24 protein-coding genes are annotated in these 24,359 nt (G+C 34.2%); 19 read left to right on the top strand and 5 right to left on the bottom strand.

The window, feature by feature from the left end; genetic code table 11:
* The first annotated feature begins 82 nt into the window (after window positions 1–82).
* Both ETI37_RS03275 and ETI37_RS03270 read left to right on the top strand, forming a co-directional pair.
* Complete coding sequence (locus ETI37_RS03275) at window positions 83–1,483, top strand: amino acid permease (RefSeq protein ID WP_006586842.1); 1,401 nt, start codon at window positions 83–85, stop codon at window positions 1,481–1,483.
* Window positions 1,476–2,858, top strand: a complete 1,383-nt coding sequence (locus ETI37_RS03270; RefSeq protein ID WP_006586841.1) for an amino acid permease — start codon at window positions 1,476–1,478, stop codon at window positions 2,856–2,858. Before ETI37_RS03275 ends, ETI37_RS03270 begins: the two co-directional genes overlap by 8 nt.
* Before the next feature lie 60 nt (window positions 2,859–2,918).
* Here the strand turns inward: ETI37_RS03270 and ETI37_RS03265 are convergent, their stop codons facing one another.
* Entirely contained in the window at window positions 2,919–3,785 is an 867-nt protein-coding gene (locus ETI37_RS03265; protein WP_006586840.1) for an SPFH domain-containing protein, read from the bottom strand.
* A 106-nt stretch (window positions 3,786–3,891) separates the two neighbouring features.
* Here ETI37_RS03265 and ETI37_RS03260 point away from each other — a divergent pair, with 106 nt between their 5' ends.
* From ETI37_RS03260 to ETI37_RS07790, 5 genes are all read left to right on the top strand, one after another.
* Entirely contained in the window at window positions 3,892–4,848 is a 957-nt protein-coding gene (locus ETI37_RS03260) for a thymidylate synthase (RefSeq protein WP_006586839.1), read from the top strand.
* 9 nt (window positions 4,849–4,857) lie between these two features.
* The gene (locus ETI37_RS03255; protein ID WP_048595577.1) at window positions 4,858–5,361 is read left to right on the top strand and encodes a dihydrofolate reductase; all 504 of its coding nucleotides are present in this window, start codon (window positions 4,858–4,860) and stop codon (window positions 5,359–5,361) included.
* Between the two features lie 8 nt (window positions 5,362–5,369).
* Window positions 5,370–5,786, top strand: a complete 417-nt coding sequence (locus ETI37_RS03250; protein ID WP_006586837.1) for a GtrA family protein — start codon at window positions 5,370–5,372, stop codon at window positions 5,784–5,786.
* A 109-nt stretch (window positions 5,787–5,895) separates the two neighbouring features.
* A complete protein-coding gene (locus ETI37_RS03245) occupies window positions 5,896–6,825 on the top strand; it encodes a glycosyltransferase family 2 protein (protein WP_006586836.1) in 930 nt (309 codons plus the stop codon).
* A 136-nt stretch (window positions 6,826–6,961) separates the two neighbouring features.
* Complete coding sequence (locus ETI37_RS07790) at window positions 6,962–7,108, top strand: hypothetical protein (RefSeq protein WP_022091177.1); 147 nt, start codon at window positions 6,962–6,964, stop codon at window positions 7,106–7,108.
* Window positions 7,109–7,157: 49 nt separating this feature from the next.
* Here ETI37_RS07790 and ETI37_RS03240 read toward each other — a convergent pair whose 3' ends face one another.
* The 3 genes from ETI37_RS03240 to mscL form a co-directional block, all read right to left on the bottom strand.
* Complete coding sequence (locus ETI37_RS03240; protein WP_006586834.1) at window positions 7,158–8,021, bottom strand: DNA/RNA non-specific endonuclease; 864 nt, start codon at window positions 8,019–8,021, stop codon at window positions 7,158–7,160.
* The gene (locus tag ETI37_RS03235) at window positions 8,021–8,608 is read right to left on the bottom strand and encodes a sunset domain-containing protein (RefSeq protein ID WP_006586833.1); all 588 of its coding nucleotides are present in this window, start codon (window positions 8,606–8,608) and stop codon (window positions 8,021–8,023) included. Before ETI37_RS03235 ends, ETI37_RS03240 begins: the two co-directional genes overlap by 1 nt.
* A gap of 114 nt (window positions 8,609–8,722) precedes the next feature.
* Complete coding sequence (gene mscL / locus ETI37_RS03230; protein ID WP_006586832.1) at window positions 8,723–9,088, bottom strand: large-conductance mechanosensitive channel protein MscL; 366 nt, start codon at window positions 9,086–9,088, stop codon at window positions 8,723–8,725.
* A gap of 392 nt (window positions 9,089–9,480) precedes the next feature.
* Here mscL and ETI37_RS03225 point away from each other — a divergent pair, with 392 nt between their 5' ends.
* The 12 genes from ETI37_RS03225 to ETI37_RS03170 all read left to right on the top strand — a co-directional run bounded on the left by ETI37_RS03225 (window position 9,481) and on the right by ETI37_RS03170 (window position 23,322).
* On the top strand, window positions 9,481–10,332 hold the full coding sequence (locus tag ETI37_RS03225; protein WP_006586831.1) for a MetQ/NlpA family ABC transporter substrate-binding protein: 852 nt from the start codon (window positions 9,481–9,483) through the stop codon (window positions 10,330–10,332).
* A gap of 9 nt (window positions 10,333–10,341) precedes the next feature.
* Window positions 10,342–11,400 carry a methionine ABC transporter ATP-binding protein gene (locus ETI37_RS03220; RefSeq protein ID WP_006586830.1) on the top strand — a complete coding sequence of 353 codons (1,059 nt, stop codon included), beginning with the start codon at window positions 10,342–10,344 and terminating at the stop codon, window positions 11,398–11,400.
* Window positions 11,393–12,094 carry a methionine ABC transporter permease gene (locus ETI37_RS03215; RefSeq protein ID WP_006586829.1) on the top strand — a complete coding sequence of 234 codons (702 nt, stop codon included), beginning with the start codon at window positions 11,393–11,395 and terminating at the stop codon, window positions 12,092–12,094. The genes ETI37_RS03220 and ETI37_RS03215 overlap by 8 nt, the downstream gene beginning before the upstream one ends.
* Before the next feature lie 171 nt (window positions 12,095–12,265).
* A complete protein-coding gene (locus tag ETI37_RS03210) occupies window positions 12,266–13,669 on the top strand; it encodes a class II fumarate hydratase (protein WP_006586828.1) in 1,404 nt (467 codons plus the stop codon).
* A gap of 17 nt (window positions 13,670–13,686) precedes the next feature.
* A complete protein-coding gene (locus ETI37_RS03205; protein ID WP_006586827.1) occupies window positions 13,687–15,078 on the top strand; it encodes a flavocytochrome c in 1,392 nt (463 codons plus the stop codon).
* Window positions 15,079–15,247: 169 nt separating this feature from the next.
* Entirely contained in the window at window positions 15,248–16,669 is a 1,422-nt protein-coding gene (locus ETI37_RS03200; RefSeq protein ID WP_006586826.1) for a DASS family sodium-coupled anion symporter, read from the top strand.
* Between the two features lie 274 nt (window positions 16,670–16,943).
* Window positions 16,944–18,398, top strand: a complete 1,455-nt coding sequence (locus ETI37_RS03195) for a DASS family sodium-coupled anion symporter (protein ID WP_006587342.1) — start codon at window positions 16,944–16,946, stop codon at window positions 18,396–18,398.
* Window positions 18,399–18,514: 116 nt separating this feature from the next.
* Entirely contained in the window at window positions 18,515–19,708 is a 1,194-nt protein-coding gene (locus ETI37_RS03190) for a D-alanyl-D-alanine carboxypeptidase family protein (protein ID WP_006586824.1), read from the top strand.
* 50 nt (window positions 19,709–19,758) lie between these two features.
* The gene (gene citX, locus ETI37_RS03185; RefSeq protein ID WP_006586823.1) at window positions 19,759–20,298 is read left to right on the top strand and encodes a citrate lyase holo-[acyl-carrier protein] synthase; all 540 of its coding nucleotides are present in this window, start codon (window positions 19,759–19,761) and stop codon (window positions 20,296–20,298) included.
* A gap of 97 nt (window positions 20,299–20,395) precedes the next feature.
* Window positions 20,396–21,532, top strand: a complete 1,137-nt coding sequence (locus tag ETI37_RS03180; protein WP_006586822.1) for an Ldh family oxidoreductase — start codon at window positions 20,396–20,398, stop codon at window positions 21,530–21,532.
* A 28-nt stretch (window positions 21,533–21,560) separates the two neighbouring features.
* Window positions 21,561–22,484 carry an L-lactate dehydrogenase gene (locus ETI37_RS03175; protein ID WP_006586821.1) on the top strand — a complete coding sequence of 308 codons (924 nt, stop codon included), beginning with the start codon at window positions 21,561–21,563 and terminating at the stop codon, window positions 22,482–22,484.
* A gap of 46 nt (window positions 22,485–22,530) precedes the next feature.
* Window positions 22,531–23,322, top strand: a complete 792-nt coding sequence (locus ETI37_RS03170) for an alpha/beta fold hydrolase (RefSeq protein WP_006586820.1) — start codon at window positions 22,531–22,533, stop codon at window positions 23,320–23,322.
* Here ETI37_RS03170 and ETI37_RS03165 read toward each other — a convergent pair whose 3' ends face one another.
* Window positions 23,323–24,276, bottom strand: a complete 954-nt coding sequence (locus ETI37_RS03165) for a sugar-binding transcriptional regulator (protein ID WP_006586819.1) — start codon at window positions 24,274–24,276, stop codon at window positions 23,323–23,325.
* Between the last annotated feature and the right edge of the window lie 83 nt (window positions 24,277–24,359).

Raw genomic sequence — 24,359 nt, 5'->3', positions numbered from 1 at the left:
AGACAAATAGATAACTTACAATAAGAAAAGAAATTTGCTGAATAAGTTACTAAGCTAACTTGTTCAGAGTGAGAGGATTTTTATGGATAAAAAAACTAGTTCTGCTCCGCAGTTAAAGCGTTCGATGTCTGCTGGGCATATGGAAATGATTTCCCTTGGTGGTGCAATTGGTGTTGGACTTTTTATGGGATCAACTTCAACTATCAAGTGGACAGGACCATCCGTTTTATTAGCATATATGTTTGTTGGATTAATTTTATACATTGTTATGCGAGCATTAGGTGAAATGCTCTATGTTAATCCAGGAACTGGTTCTTTTGCAGATTATGCAACTGAATATGTTCACCCAATGGCAGGGTATATGGCTGAATGGGCTAATGTTTTTGAATACATCGTTGTTGGAATGAGTGAGGTTGTTGCAGCAACTGAATATTTGAAATTTTGGTGGCCACAAGTAAATGTTTTTTGGTCTGGGGTAATTATCATTGCTTTCCTATTACTTGCAAATTTAGCAAGTGCGAAAGCTTATGCAAACTTAGAGTTTTGGTTTGCAATGATTAAAGTCGTTACTATTATTTTGATGATTATTTTAGGCTTTTTAGTAATTTTCTTTGGATTCGGTAATGGTGGACACCCAACTGGTTTTAGTAATTTGTGGAGTCATGGTGGCTTCTTTACTGGTGGTGTACAAGGCTTCTTTTTTTCAATGTCAATTATTGTTGGCTCTTATGAAGGAATTGAGTTACTTGGAATTAGTGCAGGTGAAGTTGAAAATCCACAAGAAGCTGTTGTTAAGAGTGTCAAGTCTGTTTTATTTAGAATTTTAATTTTCTATGTAGGGGCAATTTTTGTAATTGTAACAATTTATCCATGGAATCAGTTATCTAGTCTTGGTTCTCCATTTGTAACTACTTTTGCTAAGGTGGGAATTACTGCAGCTGCTTCAATTATTAACTTTGTTGTTTTAACAGCAGCTTTATCTGGTGCAAATAGTGGAATTTATTCTTCAAGTAGAATGTTATTCAAGTTAGCTCATGAAGGCGATGCACCTAAGGTGTTTGGCTATTTGTCAAAACATGTAGTTCCAAGTAGAGCAATTATGGGAATTTCTTCTGGTATTTTCTTAGGCTTTGTTTTGAATGTTTTTGCATCTCAATTTAGCAAATCAACTGAGGACTTATTTGTAATTGTATTTAGTTCATCAGTTCTTCCAGGTATGATACCTTGGTTTGTAATTTTGCTTGCAGAATTAAGATTCAGAAAAAATAATCCAGAACTATTGAAAGATCACCCATTTAAGTTGCCATTATATCCATATTCTAATTACTTTGCTTTTGCAATGTTACTTGTTATTGTTGGATTTATGTTTATTAATAGTGAAACGAGAGTTTCAGTTATAGCAGGATTGTTAGTTTTAATAGTGGCTGCTGTTGTATATGTTTTAAGACATGGATTAAAAGTGGGAGGAGATAGTCATGGCTGAAAATAAGGCTCCAAAGTTAAAGAGATCAATGACTGCCGGCCAAATGGAAATGATTTCCCTTGGTGGTGCAATTGGTGTTGGACTTTTTATGGGATCAACCTCAACCATTAAATGGACAGGACCTTCTGTGCTTTTGGCATATATTTTTGTTGGACTTATTCTTTATATTGTTATGAGAGCGTTAGGTGAAATGCTCTATGTTAACCCTGGAACAGGGTCATTTGCTGATTATGCAACTGAATATGTTCACCCATTAGCCGGAAATATGGCTGAATGGGCTGCGGTTTTTCAATATATCGTGGTTGGAATTAGTGAAGTTGTAGCGGCAACTGAATATTTGAAGTTTTGGTGGCCAAAAACTCCAGCTCTTTTAGTAGGGATAATTATTATAGGGTTCTTACTATTGGCGAATTTAGCAAGTGCCAAAGCTTATGCTAGTCTTGAATTTTGGTTTTCAATGATTAAAGTTGTAACGATTGTTTTGATGATTATCATTGGACTTTTAGTAATTTTGCTTGGGTTTGGTAATAATTGGAAACCTGTCGGCTTTAGCAACTTATGGAGTCACGGCGGCTTCTTTACTGGTGGTTTAAAGGGCTTCATTTTTTCAATGTCAATTATTGTTGGTTCATATCAAGGAATTGAATTAATTGGAATTAGTGCTGGTGAAGTTGCTAATCCTAAGCAAGCCGTTGTTAAAAGTGTTAAGTCCGTTCTATGGAGAATTCTGATTTTCTACGTTGGTGCGATTTTTGTTATTGTTTCAATCTATCCTTGGAATCAACTTTCAGCAATTGGCTCACCATTTGTGGAAACTTTTACTAAAGTAGGGATTACTGGTGCTGCTTCAATTATTAACTTTGTTGTTTTAACTGCTGCTTTATCAGGTGCCAATAGTGGGATATATTCTTCAAGTAGAATGCTCTTTAAATTAGCGAATGAGGGCGATGCTCCAAAGATTTTTGGACAGATTTCTAAGAAAATTGTTCCAAGTAAGGCTATTGTTGGGATTACTTCCGGAATTTTAATTGGATTTGTATTGAACTTTATTCTTTCAACTGTTAACAAAACAATGGATGAAATATTTGTTATTGTCTATAGTTCGTCAGTTTTACCAGGAATGGTGGCTTGGTTTGTAATTTTAATGGCTGAATATAAGTTTAGAAAAAATAATCCGGAAATTATGAAAGACCATCCATTCAAATTACCCTTATATCCGTACTCTAACTTTTTTGCTTTTGCTGTTTTAGTGTTAATTGTAATTTTTATGTTTTTAAATGATGAAACAAGAATTTCAGTTACAGTTGGTGCATTAGTATTATTAGCAAGTGCAACGGAATACTATTTCAGAAGAATGCATAAAAAGAATAAGTAAATAAAAGCCATCTCAATTAGAGATGGCTTTTTTATGCATTTTAGTTGTAGCTAACTAATCTTAATCTTGCTTTTTCCAAATTTCTTTAACAGCAGGGATGTTACCTAATTGCGTTAAGTTATCCTTATCCATCACAATTAAGTTATTTTCACCATTAGCTAAATCCTTGAAAGCAGCAATACTTTGATTCTTAAAGTAGTCTTCAGGGGCATTTGCTAAAGCAGCTTTCAGTTGTTCAATCCGGTATTTTTCTGCATCAGCTTGGGTTTTAATCGCTTCGGCTTGAGCTTTTGCCGTAGCAACTAAGGCATCATTTTTTGCCTTGGTGGTCAATTCGATATTTCGTGCTTCCCCTTCAGCTTTAGCAATTGTAGCAGTTTTTTCACGATCAGCTGTCAATTGCTTATCCATTGCACGTTGGATTTCTTTACTTGGAAGTAATTCATCAACGTTTACCCGAATTACTCGAATACCATAAACATTGGTCAAATCACCAATTGCTTCAGCAAGCTGGGCGTTAATTTGGCTAGTTGAACCTAAAGCATCATTTAAATCCATTCGACCAATGATATCACGCAAGTGTCCCCGAACTAGTTGCACCATTGACTCAACTGAATCGGTATTGTTGTAGAAATACTTGAATGAATCAGTTACTTGGTAATTCAAGGTTAAACTAGTTGAAACTTCAGCATTATCTTTGGTAATAATTGAATACTTACTAATTTCGAGTGGTTGAAGGGCTAATGACACTTTACGAATTCTCTGAACAAATGGAATAATAAAAATTAGTCCGGCTCTTTCAGTTTTAGAATATTTTCCCAAAGTCTCCACTAAACCTTCATAATTTTGTGGCACAATTGAACAAGAAAAGATAATTAATGCGACAATTATAATTGTAATTAATAGGGTTGAGATTGAAAATAGCATTTTTTATTCCTCCTTATGAGTATTTTATTATATTTGCTTTAATTTAGATATCAAATAGTCTGAAATATGATAAGATAGAAACATTGTAAATATAAGGAGCGATTTTATGGCAGTTTTAGAGCAACCATACCTAGACTTATTAAAAAACATCATGGAAACTGGTCATGATAAAACTGATCGAACAGGAACAGGAACACGTTCAAGATTTGGCGCTCAAATGCGTTTCGATTTATCAGAAGGATTTCCTCTGTTAACAACAAAAAAAGTGCCATTTGGGTTAATTAAAAGCGAACTTCTTTGGTTTTTAAGAGGAGATACCAATATTAAGTTCTTATTAGAACACAATAATCATATTTGGGATGAATGGGCCTTTAAAAAGTGGGTTAATTCTGATGATTATCATGGTCCAGATATGACAGACTTTGGACTTAGAAGTCAGGCTGATAGTGAATTTAAAAAGCAATATGATGAACAAATGCAAATATTTACCAAGCGTATTTTAGAAGATGCAGATTTTGCTAAAAAATTTGGTAACTTGGGTGATGTTTATGGGGCACAATGGCGTCATTGGAAAAAAAGGTCTGGTGGTAGTATTGATCAAATTCAAGAAGTATTAAATCAATTAACTATCCATCCTGATTCTCGAAGAATGATTGTTTCAGCTTGGAATCCAGAAGATGTGCCAACTAGTGCTTTGCCACCATGTCATACATTATTCCAATTTTATGTTGCTGATAATAAGTTGAGTTTGCAGCTATATCAACGAAGTGGGGATATGTTTTTAGGTGTTCCGTTTAATATTGCATCTTATTCTTTACTCCTAAGCTTAGTTGCAAGACAAACAGGACTAGAAGTTGGCGAATTTGTTCATACACTTGGGGATGCACATATTTATAAAAATCACTTTGACCAAGTTGAAAAGCAATTATCGCGTGATCCTTTTGATAGTCCAAAGCTTTGGCTTAATCCAGCTAAAAAAGATATTTCTGATTTTGAAATGGAAGATATTAAGGTAGTAGACTATAAACATCATGGTGTTATTAAGGCACCAGTAGCTGTATAGGAGATAATAATGTTAAGTTTTGTATGGTCAGAAGATAATAAACATCAAATTGGTTATAAAGGACATCTCCCATGGCATTTACCAGCTGATTTAGCACATTTTAAAGAAAAAACTATGGGAAAAACGATGGTAATGGGAAAAAAGACTTTTCTTAGTTTGCCATTTGTTTTGCCCAAACGAAAGCACTTAGTATTAACTCATGATGAAGCACTAATTCAAAAATATAAAACTAATAATCAAGTAAATTTTGTCACTTCTATGGAACAGTTAAGGAAGTATTTATTAAGTCATAAAGAAGATGAAGTTGCGGTTATTGGTGGAGTAAGTGTTTTTGAGGGGTTAAAGGATATCGTAGATTGTCTTGAAAAGACAGAAATTGATGGAGAATTTAAAGCAGATACTATTATGCCCAAAATTGACTATTCAGCTTTTAAATTAATAAAAAAAGAAAGTTTTACTGCTGATAAAAAGAATCCATATGATTACAGCTTTTTAACTTATCTTAGAAAGTAGGAAGCAATATGAAAGAAAAAATTACTAGCTTAATCAAGTCTGATGATTTTCGCGAATTTGTGATTTATGGTTTTATCGGTGTTTTTGGCCTTTTTATTGATTTTGGCTTATTTTGGTTGTTAACCAAATTTACATCTTTACCAGTAGAAATTGCTAATTTTATTAGTTCAAGTTGTGCATTGGTTAATAACTTTTATATGAATACATATCTAAATTTCCATGTGCGTGATCATTTATTAAGCCGATTTATTAAATATTATATTATTGGTCAAATCACTACTTTGATTACAACTACTTGCTTGTTTATTTTTGTTACTTTAATGCATCAAAATGAAATGATTGTTAAGGTAATTTCAACGTTTTTAGCAACGATGTTACAATTTGTAGTTAATAAGGTATTTACTTTTAAAAAGAATGAATTATAAGAAGCTGTGATGAGCTTCTTTTTTTGATTATTGACGGAGATGGCTATGGATATTATGCTCATTTTATTGGTATAATTGAATAGTGAAATTTACTTAAAGAAGGATAAAAATGGATAAACTTTCAATTATTGTTCCTTGTTACAATGAGGAAGAATCAATTCCTTTATTTTATGAGGCAGTTCAAAAAGTCGTAACTAAAATGGACATTGAACCAGAATATTGGTTTGTAAACGATGGTTCTCATGATAATTCGCTTGCGGAAATGAGAGCTTTGCATGAAAAAGATGAAAAGCATGTCCACTATATTTCTTTTTCTAGAAATTTTGGTAAAGAAGCTGGCTTGCTTGCAGGTTTAGATGCTGCAACAGGTGATTATGTAGTTGTGATGGATGTTGATTTGCAAGATCCTCCGGAATTTCTACCAGAAATGTATAAGGAGTTACAGAGTGGTGAGTATGACTGTATCGGAACACGCCGAGTTGACCGAACAGGTGAAGCAAAGATCAAATCATTTTTAAGTGATATGTTCTATAAATGTATTAATAAAATTTCCAATACAGAAATTGTTCCAGGTGCACGTGATTTTAGAATGATGACTCGCCAAATGGTAGATGCAGTTCTTTCAATGAGAGAATATAGTAGATTTTCTAAAGGAATTTTCTCTTGGGTAGGATTTAAGACCAAATATCTTGATTACCATAATGTAGAAAGAGTCGCAGGAGAAAGCGATTGGTCTACTTGGCAATTATTTAAATATGCTATGGATGGAATTAGTGATTTTTCACAAGCACCTTTGAGTTTAGCTGTTTGGACTGGTTCAGTTACTTCAGCGATTTCTGTAATTAGTATAATTTTTGTTATTATTAGAAAGATTATGTCACCTATGAGTAGTATTTTTGGTTGGGCATCAATGGTTTCAATCATTTTATTCTTAGGTGGAATTCAATTGCTATGCATTGGGATTGTTGGCAAGTATATTGGCAGAATTTATTTACAAGTAAAACATCGTCCAATTTATATTGTTAAAGAGAAAAAATAACCAAAAGATTTCTTACTTTAAAGTGAGAAATCTTTTTATTTAACAAAGTATAAAATGCATATCGTTTGTAAAAAAATAAAAGCGGTTACAATAACTGTAGAGCCATAATATCATTTTGTAGTAAAGGAGTAGTATTATGAAAAAAATAACTGCTTTTTTAATTAGTTTGGTCATTTCTGCAGCTCTACTTTTTATTTTTAGAAGTAATATTTGGTTAGCAATTACTTTTACAGTATTTGTTGGAATATCAGTTGCAGGACTGTTTTCGTCTTTTGCTAAGTAAAGAAAAAGGTATTTAGTTGAGTATATAAATCTCATACTAAATACCTTTTTTATGCGGCACTACTCGTACCATCATTATAATTTAAATTATAGCCGGGTTGTACATTGAAAATATATACATTGAACCGTATCGTATTTTCCCCAGTAGATTGTGCTTCCATCTGAACTCCACGTGCAAGTAGTTCATTTCCTCTAAAAATTGGTGTTACACGATATCGAACAAAGTGGTTGCTAGACTCTTTTATATAGCCAGCAACTTCATTTTCATATTTCAGCATATCTGGATCATTTAGTTGGCGAGTGCCAGTAATTAAGTTTTTCCAATTGTTATTTTGACCGGTAAGTTGATAGCCGATTAAATGGCAACGATTATATAACCATCCACCACTAATTCTCTTATTGTGCCAGCCAGTTGGATTAACGTGTAGCGGTTCACGCTTGGCTTTTGGCATTAAACTTATATTGAGCAAAGCATTTGCAGATGTAGCTCGATTCAAATTATCTAAATCTCCATAGCTTTGCCAAGCCCCATTAGCTGTTGATAAATCCGATTTAGTAAATGAAGGATTGTTATTGTTTACGGTAATTACATCTTCACCATTATAATTTAAGCTTGCCAAGTTAGCATTGTTTTTTTCTGATTGAGGTAAATCAGTTGGGGATGCTTTCCCTAACTTTTTGAGGGCCTTTTTATAATCCTTGATTTGAGTTTTTAACTCTTGAATTTCATCAGATAGTTCAGCATTTTCATCAGACAGTTGTTCTGATTTTTTTACTTCACTTTTATCATATTTAACTTTAGTAATAACTTTTGGCTTTTGACTTTCTTGTACAGAACTAAGGTTGCCATTAATTCCAGCTCCAAAAAATAAAATGGTGAGTAAGATAGAAATTAATAATTTTTTATTTTTCATTATCTTTTAGCCCTTCTATATCCAGCTGCAATAGCTTCTTGTTCAGAATTAAAAAATACTGCATTTGCGCTATTCATGTTGTAACCAGCTTGACCAGGAACATGATAAATTTTAGAGCGTGCATTACCAACTATTCTTCCAGTAGTTGCAGTATTAAAATCGCCTTGATTGATCTTTGTTGTGCTTTGTCTTTGTTCTTGAGCCTTAGCCTGAGCAATTGAGCTACTTTCTGCTGCAGCTTTACTAGATTGAGTTTCTTTTGAACTTGCGATTGCTTCAGATTCTTCTTCAGCGCTAGAAACTTGTTCTTTTAGTTGATCTGCTTGTTTTTGTAAGCTAGACTTTTCAGCGTTTAAACTTTCATTAGTAGCCTTATTGCTGGAAAAATTATCTGCTTTAACCTTTTTCACAAGATAATGTGTTGCCGGTTTAGTGGTAGGGTGGGTAGTAACAGCCAACCCTAATGCTGAAATACTAAAAACCACCGCATAAATTCTAATAGAATGTGGTTGAGCTTTAAACAACCACTTTTTGGCTATGAAATAGCCAATAATGGACAAAAATATCCATAAGAAAAAATTTCCCATAATTAAACTCCCTTTTTTCTAAATTAAGCACAAAAATAATTTTCCCGAATTTTAGAAATTATTGCAATATTTTTTGGCAAAATAAAAAGGCCTCAAGGGCCTTTAAATATTTGATTATTTATTTTTTAATAAATCGCGAATTTCTCGTAAGTATTCTTGCTCTGGAGTGGGACCAGCTGGCTTTTGTTCTGGTTTGGGCATTAGCTTGTTAACACTCTTTACAATTAAGAATACTACAAATGCAATAATTAAGAAATTAATTATAGAATTGATAAAGCTACCAAATTTAAAACTAGCTCCGCCAACTTTCAGAATAAGGTTAGATAAATCAATTTTACCTAAAAATAATCCTAAAAATGGGTTTAATAAGTTAGTTACTAAGGAATTAACAATTGAAGTAAAAGCAGATCCAATAATAACACCAACAGCTAAGTCTAAAACATTTCCTCTTGAAATAAAATCTTTAAATTCTTTAATCATATATACCTCCTACTTTAAATATGATAGTCAAAATAAATTTATATTTCAAACAAATTTCGCTTGACACAATGAGAGAAACATTATAATCTAGTATCAACAAATTTAATTAATTAATCTTGATCTTGAATAGCAGAGTAGTTGAAGTAATTCATGATTTAGAGAGCTCCGTTAGGTGAAAGGGAGACTTGAATCTTTGATGAACATGGGCTAGGAATGATCACTAATGGCGATATTTAGTCATTAGCGGGGTTGCTCTCGTTAACAAAGCAAGGTATTTCTAGAGATACTTAGTGAGGTTTATTATGCAAGTAATAAACAAATTAAAGGTGGTAACACGAGCACTCGTCCTTTTAGGATGAGTGCTTTTTTGTTTGAAGAAAGAGGTTTTGTAAATGAGAAAAAAGCGGAGAAAGAATCGAATTATTGCTAGTGTATTTGCAATATTTTTACTAGTTGCAGGATATTTTAGTTTTGTATATCAGGCTCCAAAAGAAAGTAGTAAAACAGTCACTATTGGAGTTGTGGGCCAAACTAAAGAAGATGCCAAAATTTGGGATAGTGTAGCCAAAACTGCAAAAGCAAAATATGGAATTACCATTCAGATTAAGAATTTTACTGATTACAATCAACCAAATAAAGCCTTGTTAAATGGCGATATTGATTTAAATGCTTTTCAGCATTTTGCATTTTTAGATGCTTGGAATAAAGCAAATAAAGCTGATATCGTTTCAATTGGTAAAACTATCATTGCTCCGATTAGATTATACTCATTGAAATATAAATCAATTAACTCCTTACCTGATGGTGCAACTATTGCAGTACCTAATGATGCTTCAAACGAATCACGTGCGCTTTATGTTCTCAAAAATGCAGGGTTAATTAAACTCAAAAGTGGGAAGAAGATTGTTAGTGTAGCAGATATTACTTCCAATCCAAAGAACTTGCAAATTAAAGAAGTTGCGGCAGATCAAGCAGGAAGAATAATAAAATCTGTTGACGCTGCAGTAGTTAATAACTCATATGCTGCTCCAGCTGGTTTAGGCGATAAGCAAACAATTTATGTTGAACCAGTTAATAAAGATAGTGAGCAATGGATTAACTTGATTGCAGCAAGAAAGAATGATAAAAACAAGCAAATTTATCTTGATGTTGTTAAAGCTTACCAAACAAAGAAAACAAAAGAATTAGTTAAAAAATATTATGGAAATACTGAATTAACCGGTTGGGATATCAAAATTAAGTAGGAGGCAAATATGAGCATTATCGAATTAAATAATATCTCAGTTACCTTTAAGCAAAAGAAAGAAGTTGTTAAAGCTGTTGATGGTGTAACTTTAAAAATTCAAAAAGGTGATATTTTTGGAATTTTGGGTTTCTCTGGAGCAGGGAAGTCAACTTTAGTTAGAACAATAAACTTGCTACAAAAACCAAGTGCAGGTGATGTTGTAGTTCAAGGCACAACATTTGTTAAGAATGGCCAAGTTGCTATTTCTGGGAAAGAATTACAAAAGCATCGTCGAAAAATTGGTATGATTTTCCAAAGTTTTAATCTTTTAAATGAAACTAGTGTGCTAGAAAATGTTGCTTTTGCACTGCGACACAGTAACTTATCTGATGAAGAAATCGAAGAAAAAAGTTTACGTTTACTTGAACTAGTTGATTTAAAAGAAAAGGCTGACTTTTATCCCAGCCAATTATCTGGTGGGCAAAAACAACGTGTGGCTATTGCTCGTGCTTTAGCTAACGATCCAGAAATTTTATTATCTGATGAAGCTACAAGTGCTCTTGATCCACAAAATACTAACCAAATTTTAGATCTATTGAAAAAGTTAAACAAGGAACTTGGCTTAACTATTGTTTTAATTACGCACCAAATGGAAGCCGTAAAGAAAATTGCCAATCGTGTGGCGGTTATGGAACATGGACATTTAATTGAAGAAGGTAGTTTAAAACAAATCTTCTTAGAACCTAAGAAAGAATTAACTAGAAACTTTGTAGGTGGTTCTTCTGCTGCTATTTCAACTCTTAATAAGCTTAATTTGGATAAATTATCTGAAAATGAAGCAATTTATCAGCTTACATATTCTTTAAGTAACGTAACCAAGTCAATTATTATTGAATTGTATTCAAAACTTGGTGTTGAGGTAAGTATGCTTTATGGAAATGTAGAGCTTTTAAATGAAGAACCAATTGGTACGTTAGTTGTCTTATTAAAAGGTGATTTCGAAAAGCAAAAAGCTGCTCGAGAATTTCTAGCAAAAGAAAATGTTTTAGTAACAGAGCTTGATGAAAGGGGACAAATAAATGCTTAAATTATTACAACAATATTTACCAAATGTCTTTTCTTTAGGTTGGAGTGGGGATGCAGGTTGGGGAACTGCAATCTTTCAAACACTCTTTATGACATTTTGGTCAGCTATTTTTGGTGGTTTTTTAGGACTTATTTTTGGTGTGATTTTGGTTTTAACTGAAGAAGGTGGAATTTTAGCAAATAAATTTTGGTATAATTTGGCTGATAAAATTGTTTCAATCTTTAGAGCAATCCCATTTGTAATATTGCTGGCATTTATTGCACCAGTGACTCAAAAAATTGTTGGTACACAGATTGGTATAAAAGCCGCTCTTGTTCCATTGACTTTGGGAGTTTTCCCATTTTATGCACGACAAGTTCAAGTGGCTTTAAAAGGGATTGATCCAGGTAAGATTGAAGCTGCTTTATCACTGGGTGCTACAACTAAAGATATTATTTTTGAAATTTACTTAAAAGAAGCCAGAAGTGAATTAATTCGTGTTTCTACTGTAACTGTTATTTCGCTTATTGGATTAACTGCAATGGCTGGAGCTGTAGGCGCTGGAGGATTAGGTAATACAGCAATTTCATATGGTTATAACCGCTTCAATAATGATGTTACTTTGGTAGCAACAATATTAGTCATTATTTTAATTTTTATTACTCAAGTTGTTGGTGACTTTTTAGCAAATAAATTTAATCATCAAGTTCGTTAATTTTTTCTCAAAGTCCTTGTATTTTTATACAAGGACTTTTTTAATAGATATATAGCTAAGTTCAAATATTTGAAAATTTATCTAGTTTTTTTGAATATTTAAATAAGATAGGTGTATAATAAAGCTGTTAGCGCTATCAAATGCTAAATTTCAGTAAGGAGATTATTTAAAATGGCTGAACAAGAATACAGAATTGAAAGCGATACTATTGGTCCTGTAAAGATTCCTAAGGATGCATTATGGGGTCCTCAAACTGAAAGAAGTCGTAATAACTTTCCAAGTGGTGAATTAATGCCACTCCAAATTATTCGTGCATTCCTTCACTTAAAGAAGGCTGCTGCTCAATCTAATGTTGAAGTTGGAGATGAACCAGAAGAAAAGGGTAAGGCAATTGAAGATGCAATTGAACACTTACTTGCATTAAGCGATGAAGACTTACGTAAAGACTTTCCACTTCACGTTTTACAGACTGGTTCAGGTACTCAAAGTAACATGAACGTTAATGAAGTTGTTGCCAACCTTGCTAATAAGTTACACCCAGGCCTTAACATTTTGCCAAACGATGATGTTAACCGTGGTCAATCATCAAACGACACATATCCAACTGCTATGAACATTGTTGCAGTTGAAGCAATTGATAAGCTTGAACCAGCAATTGAACACTTGATTAGTGAATTAAAGGAAAAACAAAATAAATATTGGAAGACTGTTAAAGTTGGACGTACCCACCTTCAAGATGCAACTCCTTTGACATTTGGTCAAGAAGTTTCAGGTTACATTTCAGCACTTAAGCATGACTTAGAATACATTCGCCAATTGAAGCCAACTTTATATGAATTGGCTATTGGTGGTACTGCAGTAGGTACTGGTTTGAATGCTGCACCTGGTATGACTGAAAAGATTGCAGGTAAACTTTCAGAAGTTTATGGTCATGAATTTAAGGTTGATACTAACAAGTTCTGGGGCTTAGCTCACCACTCTGGTATTGACGTAATGCATGGTGCACTTAAGACTTTAGCAGCTGATATGTTCAAGATTGCTCAAGACATTCGTTTCTTAGCATCAGGTCCTAGAGCTGGTTACAATGAATTAAATATTCCAGCAAATGAACCAGGTTCATCTATTATGCCTGGTAAGGTTAACCCAACTCAAGCAGAAGCTGTAACGATGGCTGCAGCTAAGGTGTTTGGTAACGACACTACTATTACTTTCACTGCTTCACAAGGTAACTTTGAAATGAATGTTTACAAGACAGTTATGATTGCAGCCTTCCTTGACTCTTGTGATATCTTAACTGGTACTATTACCGGCTTTGCTGATAAGATGATTCATGGCTTAACTGTAAATGCTGATCGTATGGATGATTTACTTGAAAATTCCTTGATGACTGTTACAGCTTTGTCACCACATATTGGTTACCACGAAGCTGCAACAATCGCTCAAACAGCTGACAAAGAAGGCACAACTTTGCGTGAAGCTGCACTTAAGTCTGGAAAAGTTACAGAAGAACAATATAATGAATGGATGGACTTACTTAAAATGACCAATATTGATCGTAGTAAGCCAGAAGACTAATTAAAGGAGAGTTCTTGATGGCGAAATTCGTTTTCACACCAAAAGAAAGTTCTGAAATTGCTGCAAGTTATGATGCAGTGATTGTTGGTGCTGGTGGTACTGGCCTAACTGCTGCAATGCAAGCACACGAATTGGGACTTAAAGTTGCTGTTTTTGAAAAAAATGAAGGTTTAGGTGGTAACACTAATAAAGCTTCTAGTGGGATGAATGCTTCTGAATCAAATGTTCAATATGCTCAAGGTATTATTGACAATAAAGAAGATTTTTACAAAGAAACTTTAAAAGGTGGCGGTTTGTTAAACGACCGTGACATGTTGAGATATTTTGTTGATCACTCTGCAATTGCTATTTCATGGCTTGAAGAACATGGTATTGATTTAACTGATTTAACCATTACTGGTGGTATGAGCAAAAAGCGGGCCCACCGCCCAGCTTCAATGGCTCCAGTTGGTGGTTACTTGATTACCGGCTTACTTAAAAAGATTCAAGAAGAAGATATTCCAGTCTTTAACAAGGCAAAAGTTACTAAACTTGTTGAAGCAGATAAGAGCGTTACTGGAATTGAAGTAGAAACTGAATCCGGTCTTAAGAAAGTTTCAGCTAAGGCAGTTTTACTTGCTTCTGGTGGATTTGGTGCTTCAAAGGAAATGATGAAAAAATATCGTCCAGACTTAGTAGATTACAAGACTACTAACCAAGCTGGTGCAACAGGTGATGGCTTGAAGTTAGCTGAAGCAGTTGATGCTCAACTTATGCAAATGGAATATGTTCAAGTTCACCCAACTGCTCAAACTGATGGGGCTCGTACTTTCTTAATCGGTGAAGCTGTTCGCGGTGAAGGTGCAATCTTAGTTAACCGTGCGGGTAAGAGATTTGTTAATGAACTTAATACTCGAAAGATTGTTTCAAATGCAATTACTGGTTTAAATGAAGATGGAGCTTACCTAATCTTTGACCAAGGAATTCGTGATCACGTTAAGGCTGTTGAATTTTATGATGCTATTGGCTTGGTTAAGCATGGCGCAGGTCTTGCTGAATTGGCTAATGAAATTGGTGTTGATGCAGCTAACTTAGAAGCAACAGTTAAAACTTGGAATGAAGCTGTTAAAGCTTCAAATGATACTGAATTTGGTAGAAGTACAGGTATGGATCGTGGCATTGAAAAAGGTCCATTCTTTGCAATTCACATTCACCCAGCTATTCACTACACGATGGGTGGGATTCACATCACTCCAGAAACTAAAGTTCTTGATACCAATGGTAATGTGATTAAAGGCCTTTACGCTGCTGGTGAAGTATCAGGCGGACTTCACGGCAATAACCGAATTGGTGGTAACTCAATCGCTGAAACAGTTATTTTCGGTCGTCAAGCTGGTATGCAAATGGCTAAATTTGCACGTGAAAATTAAAAATCATATTTTATAAGAGGAGTCTATTTTAGACGCCTCTTATTTTTATAAAAGTTAAAAAATAAAGATAAATTTGAAAAAAGTAAAATAAAGAGGATAATCAATACTGGCGAACCCGAATAAGGCTCGTACTTGAAAATAGGCATTTGCCTATCAGGAGGGAATTTTTATGAAAAATTTGGCTAAGGTAAACTACCGTGGGTTTATCGTGCCAGTTGTTGTTGGAGTCTTACTTTGGCTTCTAACAGCAGTTAGACCAACTGGAATTAGTGTTTCTGGTTGGCATTTGTTTGCAATATTTTTAGCAACAATTATTGCATGTATCACTAAACCTCTCCCCATTGTCGGAGTCGCTATTATTAGTTATGTCTTAATTTTGCTAACTGGCTTAGTCAAGATGAAATTTGCACTTACTGCGTTTGCAGATTCAACTCCGTGGATGATTGCCATGGCATACATGATTGCACGTGGTTTTGTAAAGACTGGTTTGGGAAGAAGAATTGCCTTAATTTTTGTACGTAATTTTGGTAAAAAAACATTGGGATTAGGCTATTCACTTTCATTAATTGATTTATTAGTTGCTCCCGCAACTCCTAGCAATACAGCTCGGTCAGGTGGTATTGTATTACCAATTATTCAATCGTTATCTGAAACTTTTGGCTCAAAGGTTGGGGATGGTACAGAAAAGAAAATTGGTTCATATCTGGTTTATAATGAATTTCATGCCAATACAATTTCATCCTCTCTTTTTATGACAGCTTCGGCTCCAAATGTTGCAGCAGTCGGACTTGCAGAAGCAAATGGCGTTCATATTTCATGGTTTGAATGGTTATTTGCAGCACTTGTTCCTGGGTTGATAGCATTTTTAGTTGTTCCATTCATTATTTATAAGATGTATCCACCAGAAATTAAAGAAACCCCTAATGCTAAGCAGTGGGCGGATCATGAGCTTGAAAAAATGGGTAAGATGACAATAGCTGAAAAGCTGATGCTGACAATTTTTGTGCTTGCTTTAGTTTTATGGATGGTATCAAGTTTTATTGGATTAGATGCAACTTTAGTTGCTTTCTTGGCAGTCGCCTTGCTACTACTTTCTGGAATTTTAACAACAGATGATTTGTTGCATGAAACAGGTGCTTGGAATGTTGTTGTTTGGTTCTCGATTTTAATTTTTATGGCTAGTCAATTGAGTGTCCATGGTGGGGTTATTCATTGGTTACAATTGTTTATTAAGCATTCCATTAAAGGGATGAATCCCATGCTAGTAATGGCTATCTTGGTATTAGTATATTTCTATACACATTACTTTTTTGCTAGTGGAACAGCTCATGTTGTTGCAATGTATGCTCCATTTTTACTTATTGCACAAGGTGAGGGTGTTCCAGTAATGTTTGCAGCTATCATGCTTGGAATTACTGGTGCCATTTACCAATCAACAACGCATTATTCTTGTGGTCCTGCTACAGCTTTGTTTGCATCTGGTTATGTTAAACAAACAGATTGGTGGAAAATGAGTTTTGTTTTGGGATTGTTTTATCTTGTCCTTTATGGTGTAATTGGTGGCATTTGGATGAAAATTATTGGCCTTTAAGTTTATTTGAATATTTAAAATAAGAGCAATTCACTTTTTATAAGTTGGATTGCTTTTATTTATTTTAACAATGTGAATTAGTTAACTTTAAGAAAGCGCAGACATGTCTTTTTACTGGAAGCGTTTAACTTATTGAAAAAACAGCATATTTTTTGAAATTTTATAAAATATCGCCGAAAAATAGTGTATAATTATTGTGCAATGCTTAGCAAGCGCAGAATCACTTACTACTTTGCGAGTTTGTTAGCGGGAAGTAATCCCAGGAGGATTTTTTATGAAACATTTGGAAAAGGTGAACTATAAAGGCTTCATCATTCCAATTATTGTTGGATTGATTTTCTGGTTCACGACACCTGTTAGACCAGCAGGAGTTACTGTACAAGCATGGCATATGTTGGCGATTTTTTTAGCGACAATTATGGGGTGTATTTTTAAGCCCTTGCCAATTGCTGCTACAACTTTAATTGGATATACTTTGACTATTTTTCTTGGTTTAGCTCCAATTAAGGACGTTGTAGTTAAAGGGCATACAGTTGATTTATCTGCTTTGTCAGCTTTCTCCAATTCGGCTGCTTGGCTAATTGCAATGGCATTTATGTTGTCTAGAGGAATTATTAAGACAGGCCTTGGAAGAAGAATTGCTTTTTATTTTATTGAATGGTTTGGACACAAGTCATTAGGTTTAGGTTATTCTGTAGCAGCAATCGATTTAGTAGTTAGTCCAGCAACACCATCAAATACGGCACGCGCTGGTGGTATTGTTTTCCCATTGGTAGAATCTTTAGCCGAAAACTTTGATTCAAAGCCCAATGATCCAAGTCGTAAAAAAATGGGTTCATTTTTGACCTTTGTTGAATTTCATGCCAATTTAATTACATCAATGCTCTTTTTGACTGCTATGGCTCCTAATTTAGTTGCTGTAGAATTGGCTAAGTCACTTGGAGTAAATATTACTTGGATTGGTTGGTTTGAAGCAACTTGCGTTCCTGCTTTATTAGCATTACTTATTGTGCCATTTATTATTTATAAAATGTATGGCCCAGATATTAAGGAAACTCCTAATGCAAAAGAATGGGCAAGTGCTGAATTAAAGAAGATGGGAAAATTATCTGTACCTGAAATGTGGATGGCTGGTATTTTCTTATTAACTTTGGTTCTTTGGATGTTATCAAGTTCAATTTCACTTGATGCAACTTTAATTGCTTTCATTTCTATGTCACTTCTTTTACTTACTGGTGTTTTATCAAATGATGACTTCCTTTCAGAAAAGGGTGGCTGGAATGTTTTAGTATGGCTATCAATTCTAGTTTATATGGCCAATCGTTTAACTAAATTTGGCTTTATTAAGTGGTTATCTGAAACTATTTCTAAATCAGTTGGTCATGATAACTGGATAATTGTTTTAATTATTTTAGGTGTATTACTATTCTATACACATTACTTATTTGCTAGTGCTACTGCTCACAACACTGCAATGTATGGCCCATTTTTAGCAGTTGCCTTAAGTGCAGGTGCCCCAAAGATGGCAGCAGCAATGTTTTTAGCAATCTTTTCAGCTATTATGGCTTCAACTACCCACTATGCAAATGGACCAGCCTCAGTTTTAGCAGGTAGTGGTTATGTTGAACAAGGAGAATGGTGGAAGATGAACTTCATTCTCGGTTTGTTCTACATCGTTTTCTTTATCGTCTTTGGTTTAGGCTGGATGAAGATTATTGGCTTATGGTAGTTAGTGATTAATTGATTTTTAAGTAAGACATACTTGGGTATGGCTTACTTTTTTTGTTCAAATAAGTAAAAATATAGTAAAATTAGTTACTATGATATGTATTGCAAAGAAAGAGAATGATAATGAGAAGATTTAGGGATAAATTGAAAATTGCTTGGCTAGTAGCCCTTTGCATTATTGGAATAATTAATTTAACTTTTTTCAATGTAGTAAAAGCTGACGAGAAGCCTGTTAATGTCAAAGCGGCTTTTATGATGGATGAAAAGACAGGACAGATTCTTTATCAAAAAAATGCAACTAGGAAATATGCCGTAGCTTCATTGACAAAAATTTTAACATTGGCAGTAATCATGGAAGATATTCATAAGCATAAGCTTGACTGGGATCAAGAAATTCAAATAAGTAAAGATGTAGCAAAAGTAGCAGATGATTGGCGTTTTTCAAATGTTCCGTTAATTTATAATGAACGTTATACTGTTCGCTCACTTATTGAATCTATGATGATTGTTTCAGCTGATGGTAGTACTGAGGCATTGGCACTAGCAGACGCTGGTAGTGTAGCTGCTTTTAATTACAAAATGAAAGTTGTCGCAAAAAGAGCAGGTGTCAAAAATCCTGAAATTTATAACATGATTGGTTTATCAAATGGGGAATTAGGTAACTTAAAGCTACCCAAGATTGATGATAATCAAGAAAATCAATTTTCAGCTAAAGATATGGCCTTGATTTCCAAATATTTGATAGATAAGTATCCTGAAGTTCTAAATATTACTAAAACTAAGTATGCCAACTTCAAAATTAGTCAAGATAATGAAATCAAGATGGAAAATATCATTTATATGCTAGAAGGAATGGGTTATGGTCCTAAAAAAGGTACTATGGATGGACTAAAGACTGGGAAAACGGATGCAGCTGGCTATTGTTATGTAGGAACAGGAACTTTTGATAATCGTAGGGTAATCACAGTAGTTTTAGATGTGCCAGGAGAATATAGTAATCAATTTATTCAAACTAATAACATGATTGATACAGTATTTGACAAATATCAGTTAGTTAAGATTAATAAAAATAACTTGCCAAAAAAGTATCAAAAGATAACAATTACTAGCAAAAAACAAAAAAAGAAAATTTCAGTTGTACCTGAAACAGATTCTGCCCTTTGGCTTGCTAAGGACCAAAAACTTGCAAATTTATCTCCTAAATTAGAAGTTAAAAAGCAAAATAAGCTCAAAAAAGGCAGTATAGTTGCAAGCTTGATTTATAAACTTGATAATCATAGTTCAGTAAAGATAAACTTACAGAAAAAATAAAAGGATTCGCTGAATCCTTTTTTATTATGAATAGATAGAAAGTTAGTAAAATGAATATTTTTAAAATAGGTGAACCTGTAACAATTTTAGACGTACTTATAGATAAAGATCGGCGAGTTGAATTGCAAAATAGATTAGTGCTTGAAAATAAAACATGGACAATAATTGGTGCTAAACTAAATATTCCAGGGCCAATAAAGAATAACTTAGTCATAGAAAAATTTTTCAAACGGGAATTAATCAACTTTGAAAAGAACGCCCCTTTTTTGCTAACGCTTAAAGAAGATTGGTTAGAAAAAAAGACAGGACCTGAATATTTTTATTTAGCAATGGATAAGCCAATTAATGTAAAAAAGTATTGCATTAAATTTGAGCAAACTAACCAAGCAACAAGGCTATTTGACTTAGATGTTCATTATTTCGAAAAAGGGCAAGTGAAAGACTTAAGCCGCAATCAATTAGGAATATCTGGTAGAAGCTGTTTTATTTGTGGAAGTCCAGCTAAGGAATGTGCACGTGCAAGAAAACATTCCGTAGAGCAATTGCAAGAAGAAGTTTCTAAATTAATTAATCAAGATATCGATTTTTAAATATTTTAAAAATTCAGCACTTATTTGTAAATTTTAAAAATAAGTGCTAGTATTTAGCATGTGAGAGAAATTGTAAGTAAAAGAAAGAGGCTTTATTATGGCTGAAGGAAAGAAAGTAAAATTTTCCTACGATAAATTAAACATGCTTTGTATGGACGCTTTTCAAAAGTTTGGCTTTAGCGAAGAAAAAGCTCGCATTATTACTGATGTGTTATTAACAGCTGACTTATATGGAATTCAAAGCCATGGTATGCAACGAATGGTTCGCTATTATAAAGGTATTCAAAAAGGGACTATGAAAGTGAATGCAGAACCCGAAGTGGTTTTTGAAACACCAATTTCAGCCGTGATTGATGGTCACAGTGGTATGGGACAACTTAATGGTCACTTTGCCATGGAATTAGCAATTAAAAAGGCTAAAGAAGTTGGGGTTGGAATTGTTTCTGTCCGTAACTCTAACCACTATGGTATTGCCGGTTATTACGCTAAAATGGCTGCTAAAGAAAACATGCTTGGTTTTTCATGTACTAATAGCGAAGCCATTATGGTGCCAACCTATGCTTCCAAGGCCATGATTGGTTCAAACCCACAAGCTTGGTGCGTTCCAGCAAATCCATATGACTTTTTATTTGATGCCTCAACTACTGTTGTTACTAGAGGTAAACTTGAAATGTACAACAAGTTGGGTAAAAAGTTACCTGATGGCTGGGCTTTAGATAAAAATGGGCAACCTACTAATAATGCTGGTGAAGTTCTTTCAAATATTGTTGGTCACGTTGGTGGCGGTATTATGCCACTTGGTGGTAATACTGAAGAATTGGGTTCTCATAAAGGCTATGGCAATGGAATGGTTGCTGAAATCTTTTCATCTATTTTGTCACAAGGTTTAACTAGTGACTTAGTTATGAAGGATGGTAAGGCTGGCACCTGTCATGGCTTCATGGCTATTAACTTATCAAGTTTTGGCAATCCTGAAGCAATTAAGCAGCATTTTTCGGACTACTTACAAGCATTACGAGATGCTCCAAAGGCTGTAGGTCAGGAGCGAATTTATACTCATGGTGAAAAAGAAATGGCTGCAATTAAAGATCGTGAAGCTAATGGCATTCCAGTCATTGATAAGACTATGACTGAAGTTTACGATTTGTGTCAATACTTAGATTTAGACTTTAGTAAGTACTTTGGTGATTATGTTCCACCTAAGGCAGATGGAATGTTTACAGGTAACTATTAGAAATTCAAATTAAAAGAGGTTTTTGAAAATGAGTAAAGTTTTATTAGTTGGTGACGGTGCAGTAGGTTCTACTTTTGCTAACGACTTATTACAAAATACTAAGCTTGATGAATTAGTGATTTGCGATGTTGTTAAAGAGCGACCACTTGGCGATTCAATGGACTTAGAAGATATTACTCCATTTACTGGTAGCACTAATGTTCATGCCGGTGAATATAGTGATGCAAAAGATGCTGATGTGGTTGTTATTACTGCAGGTATTCCTCGTAAGCCTGGTGAAACCAGACTAGACCTAGTTAATAAGAACGTTAAAATTCTAAAGAGTATTGTTAAACCAGTTGTTGATTCTGGCTTTAATGGTATTTTCGTAGTTAGTGCCAATCCGGTAGATATTTTAACTACTTTAACGCAAAAGCTTTCAGGCTTCCCTAAGAATAAGGTAATCGGTACTGGTACCTCACTTGATTCAGCTCGTTTAAGAGTTGAATTGGCTAAGAAGCTCAATGTAAAGGTTGAAGATGTTAATGCTTATGTTTTAGGTGAACACGGCGACACTTCTTTTGAAAACTTTGATGAAGCGACTGTTGCAGGTAAAACTTTGACTTCATACTCTGCTATGTCAGCTGATGTTTTAACTGCAATTGAAAGTGATGTTCGTAAAAAGGGTGGCGAAATCATCGCTAAAAAGGGTGCAACCTTCTATGGTGTAGCAATGATGCTTGCGCAAATCGTTAAGGCAGTACTTGAAAATAAGGAAATCTGCTTGCCACTTTCAGCTCCAATTACTGGTCAATATGGAATTAAGCATGATTTATACTTAGGTACTCCAGCTGTAATTAATGCTAATGGTATTAGCCACGTAATTGAAGCAGAACTATCAAGCAAAGAATTAGCTAAGATGCAAAATTCAGCTGATAAAATGCAAGAAGTTTTAGCTGGCGTTGAAGAATAAATGATAAAATGACTAGTAATCCTAGTCATTTTTTTGTGAGGTAATTATGGAATTTAAAACAAGTGATCATGTTCTTTTGCACTATACTGATACTCAAACGGATTTACCAGCAATTATTTGCTTACCTGGAATCGGAGCTAGTGGGAAATTATTTAATAAAATGGTTGACCTTTTAAAAGATAAATATCGCGTTTTAGTATTAGATCCTAGAAATCAAGGCTTAAGTCAACGTACTTATAAGGGACAACGAATGAGTCGTCATGCACTTGATTTGGAAGAGTTTTTAGCAGAATTAAAATTAACTAATGTCATCGTAATTGGAAATTCAATGGGAGCAAGTACTTTGTTTGCATATGCTTCATTATTTGGAAAAGGACGTTTCGCAGCAATGATTGACCTTGATCAGCCTCCTAAGATGATTAATGATGATAGTTGGAATTTTGGCTATAAAGATTTGACTTGGGATAATTTCCCCATTTCTTTAAAGTATCATGATACAGTTCATGCCAATTATGTACGTGTTGATCCTGAAATTGCAGTCCCAGTTAAATTGGAGCGACAAGAACATCCCTATGATGAAAGTTCTAACTACAACTTCTTGTGCGACCACGCCTTTCAAGATTGGCGCGATGTGGTGATGGATTTACCGGTGCCACTACTTGTTTTAGCAGGTGAAAAGTCACCATACTTTAACTGTGAATTTGCACAAGCAATGCAATATATTAATGAAAAAATTGAAAGTCAAGTGCTTGCCGAATGTGGTCATATTTTGCAAGCCGAAAGACCTGAAGAAACAACAAAAGCCATTCTTTCGTTTTTAGAAAGACATGGCCTGTAATTAGTGATATTTTTCAACTTCTTGTAAAAGTTTATTGGCGATTGCTTCATTAACAACTAAATGAGTAATTAAATGAGTTCGGAGTCCACCTAATAATGAGTGGGTTTTGAACTTATTTTTTACAATAGCAAAACGAATGGGTGTCTTCATAATATCTTCGCGTTGAATTCCAGTAAATTTATTTTCAACACTTTCAAAAATTTTACCATTGATATCATAGGCTCGACCAAAAATCATCCCCGCTACTTTATTTTGGTCAATACCATCAAATATTTGATCTTGCAACTTACCCCAGACGCGATTGGATTCCATGCTTGCGAGGGTACCAACACCAGTGAAGATTAAATCAAGGTGTTGGTATTTCTTTTGTACTTCAGCAATTGCTGGTTCTTGTTCCATTAAATCGTGGGCAGTTTGATTAAGAATATACAACGGAGCTGGTAAAATATATGACTTAGCATCAAACTTCTCAGCGGCTCTTTGTATTAAAGAGTAGTTGGCATGTGGAGTATCTGTTCGTAGGCTCATCCCAGCAATTTGCACAAAGGATAAATCAGGTCGTTTAATTTCATCAAAATGAACGATCGTATCTAAGACCGTGGTCCCCCAAGTTAAGCCGATTTCTTTAGCAGCTTTTGAATAATTTTGAATTTGATGAGCTGCAAAGTCGACAATTTGTTCATTGTCATGGCTAGTAGTGTCTTGATCTTTTAAAACAAAAGCTTCTTTTAGACCGAACAAATTACGCAATTTTGTTTCAAGACTATTATTTCTCTTAACATTTGACTTGATACTAATATGAACAACCCCACTAGCTTCAGCTTCTTCAAAAGCCTTTGCAATTAGGTAACGCGATAAGTTATATTTCTTTGATATTTGTGTAATCGGCAACTTGCTTAAGTAATAATCGCGTGCAATTTCTGCAAGTTGGGAATTGTCATAGCTTTCTACCATAAAGAACCTCACAATTATTTACTAATTTTATTATATCTCTAATTACAGAAAATTAGCTCTTTTAATTTATTTTATTGTATCAG

Origin of the sequence: Lactobacillus mulieris, from assembly GCF_007095465.1 — a bacterium.
Classification (GTDB): domain Bacteria; phylum Bacillota; class Bacilli; order Lactobacillales; family Lactobacillaceae; genus Lactobacillus; species Lactobacillus mulieris.
This window is presented reverse-complemented; position numbering and strand designations above follow the sequence as displayed.

What these genes read in the sequence shown, in the direction of transcription:
- ETI37_RS03235 (WP_006586833.1), bottom strand. Translation starts at nt 8,608, where the DNA reads ATGGGAAATTTTTTCTTATGGATATTTTTGTCCATTATTGGCTATTTC.
- ETI37_RS03165 (WP_006586819.1), bottom strand. Translation starts at nt 24,276, where the DNA reads ATGGTAGAAAGCTATGACAATTCCCAACTTGCAGAAATTGCACGCGAT.
- ETI37_RS03190 (WP_006586824.1), top strand. Translation starts at nt 18,515, where the DNA reads ATGATAATGAGAAGATTTAGGGATAAATTGAAAATTGCTTGGCTAGTA.
- ETI37_RS03200 (WP_006586826.1), top strand. Translation starts at nt 15,248, where the DNA reads ATGAAAAATTTGGCTAAGGTAAACTACCGTGGGTTTATCGTGCCAGTT.
- ETI37_RS03275 (WP_006586842.1), top strand. Translation starts at nt 83, where the DNA reads ATGGATAAAAAAACTAGTTCTGCTCCGCAGTTAAAGCGTTCGATGTCT.
- ETI37_RS03270 (WP_006586841.1), top strand. Translation starts at nt 1,476, where the DNA reads ATGGCTGAAAATAAGGCTCCAAAGTTAAAGAGATCAATGACTGCCGGC.
- ETI37_RS03265 (WP_006586840.1), bottom strand. Translation starts at nt 3,785, where the DNA reads ATGCTATTTTCAATCTCAACCCTATTAATTACAATTATAATTGTCGCA.
- ETI37_RS03240 (WP_006586834.1), bottom strand. Translation starts at nt 8,021, where the DNA reads ATGAAAAATAAAAAATTATTAATTTCTATCTTACTCACCATTTTATTT.
- ETI37_RS03210 (WP_006586828.1), top strand. Translation starts at nt 12,266, where the DNA reads ATGGCTGAACAAGAATACAGAATTGAAAGCGATACTATTGGTCCTGTA.
- ETI37_RS03250 (WP_006586837.1), top strand. Translation starts at nt 5,370, where the DNA reads ATGAAAGAAAAAATTACTAGCTTAATCAAGTCTGATGATTTTCGCGAA.
- ETI37_RS03170 (WP_006586820.1), top strand. Translation starts at nt 22,531, where the DNA reads ATGGAATTTAAAACAAGTGATCATGTTCTTTTGCACTATACTGATACT.
- ETI37_RS03175 (WP_006586821.1), top strand. Translation starts at nt 21,561, where the DNA reads ATGAGTAAAGTTTTATTAGTTGGTGACGGTGCAGTAGGTTCTACTTTT.
- ETI37_RS07790 (WP_022091177.1), top strand. Translation starts at nt 6,962, where the DNA reads ATGAAAAAAATAACTGCTTTTTTAATTAGTTTGGTCATTTCTGCAGCT.
- ETI37_RS03205 (WP_006586827.1), top strand. Translation starts at nt 13,687, where the DNA reads ATGGCGAAATTCGTTTTCACACCAAAAGAAAGTTCTGAAATTGCTGCA.
- ETI37_RS03180 (WP_006586822.1), top strand. Translation starts at nt 20,396, where the DNA reads ATGGCTGAAGGAAAGAAAGTAAAATTTTCCTACGATAAATTAAACATG.
- ETI37_RS03245 (WP_006586836.1), top strand. Translation starts at nt 5,896, where the DNA reads ATGGATAAACTTTCAATTATTGTTCCTTGTTACAATGAGGAAGAATCA.
- ETI37_RS03215 (WP_006586829.1), top strand. Translation starts at nt 11,393, where the DNA reads ATGCTTAAATTATTACAACAATATTTACCAAATGTCTTTTCTTTAGGT.
- ETI37_RS03225 (WP_006586831.1), top strand. Translation starts at nt 9,481, where the DNA reads ATGAGAAAAAAGCGGAGAAAGAATCGAATTATTGCTAGTGTATTTGCA.
- ETI37_RS03260 (WP_006586839.1), top strand. Translation starts at nt 3,892, where the DNA reads ATGGCAGTTTTAGAGCAACCATACCTAGACTTATTAAAAAACATCATG.
- citX (WP_006586823.1), top strand. Translation starts at nt 19,759, where the DNA reads ATGAATATTTTTAAAATAGGTGAACCTGTAACAATTTTAGACGTACTT.
- ETI37_RS03220 (WP_006586830.1), top strand. Translation starts at nt 10,342, where the DNA reads ATGAGCATTATCGAATTAAATAATATCTCAGTTACCTTTAAGCAAAAG.
- ETI37_RS03195 (WP_006587342.1), top strand. Translation starts at nt 16,944, where the DNA reads ATGAAACATTTGGAAAAGGTGAACTATAAAGGCTTCATCATTCCAATT.
- mscL (WP_006586832.1), bottom strand. Translation starts at nt 9,088, where the DNA reads ATGATTAAAGAATTTAAAGATTTTATTTCAAGAGGAAATGTTTTAGAC.
- ETI37_RS03255 (WP_048595577.1), top strand. Translation starts at nt 4,858, where the DNA reads ATGTTAAGTTTTGTATGGTCAGAAGATAATAAACATCAAATTGGTTAT.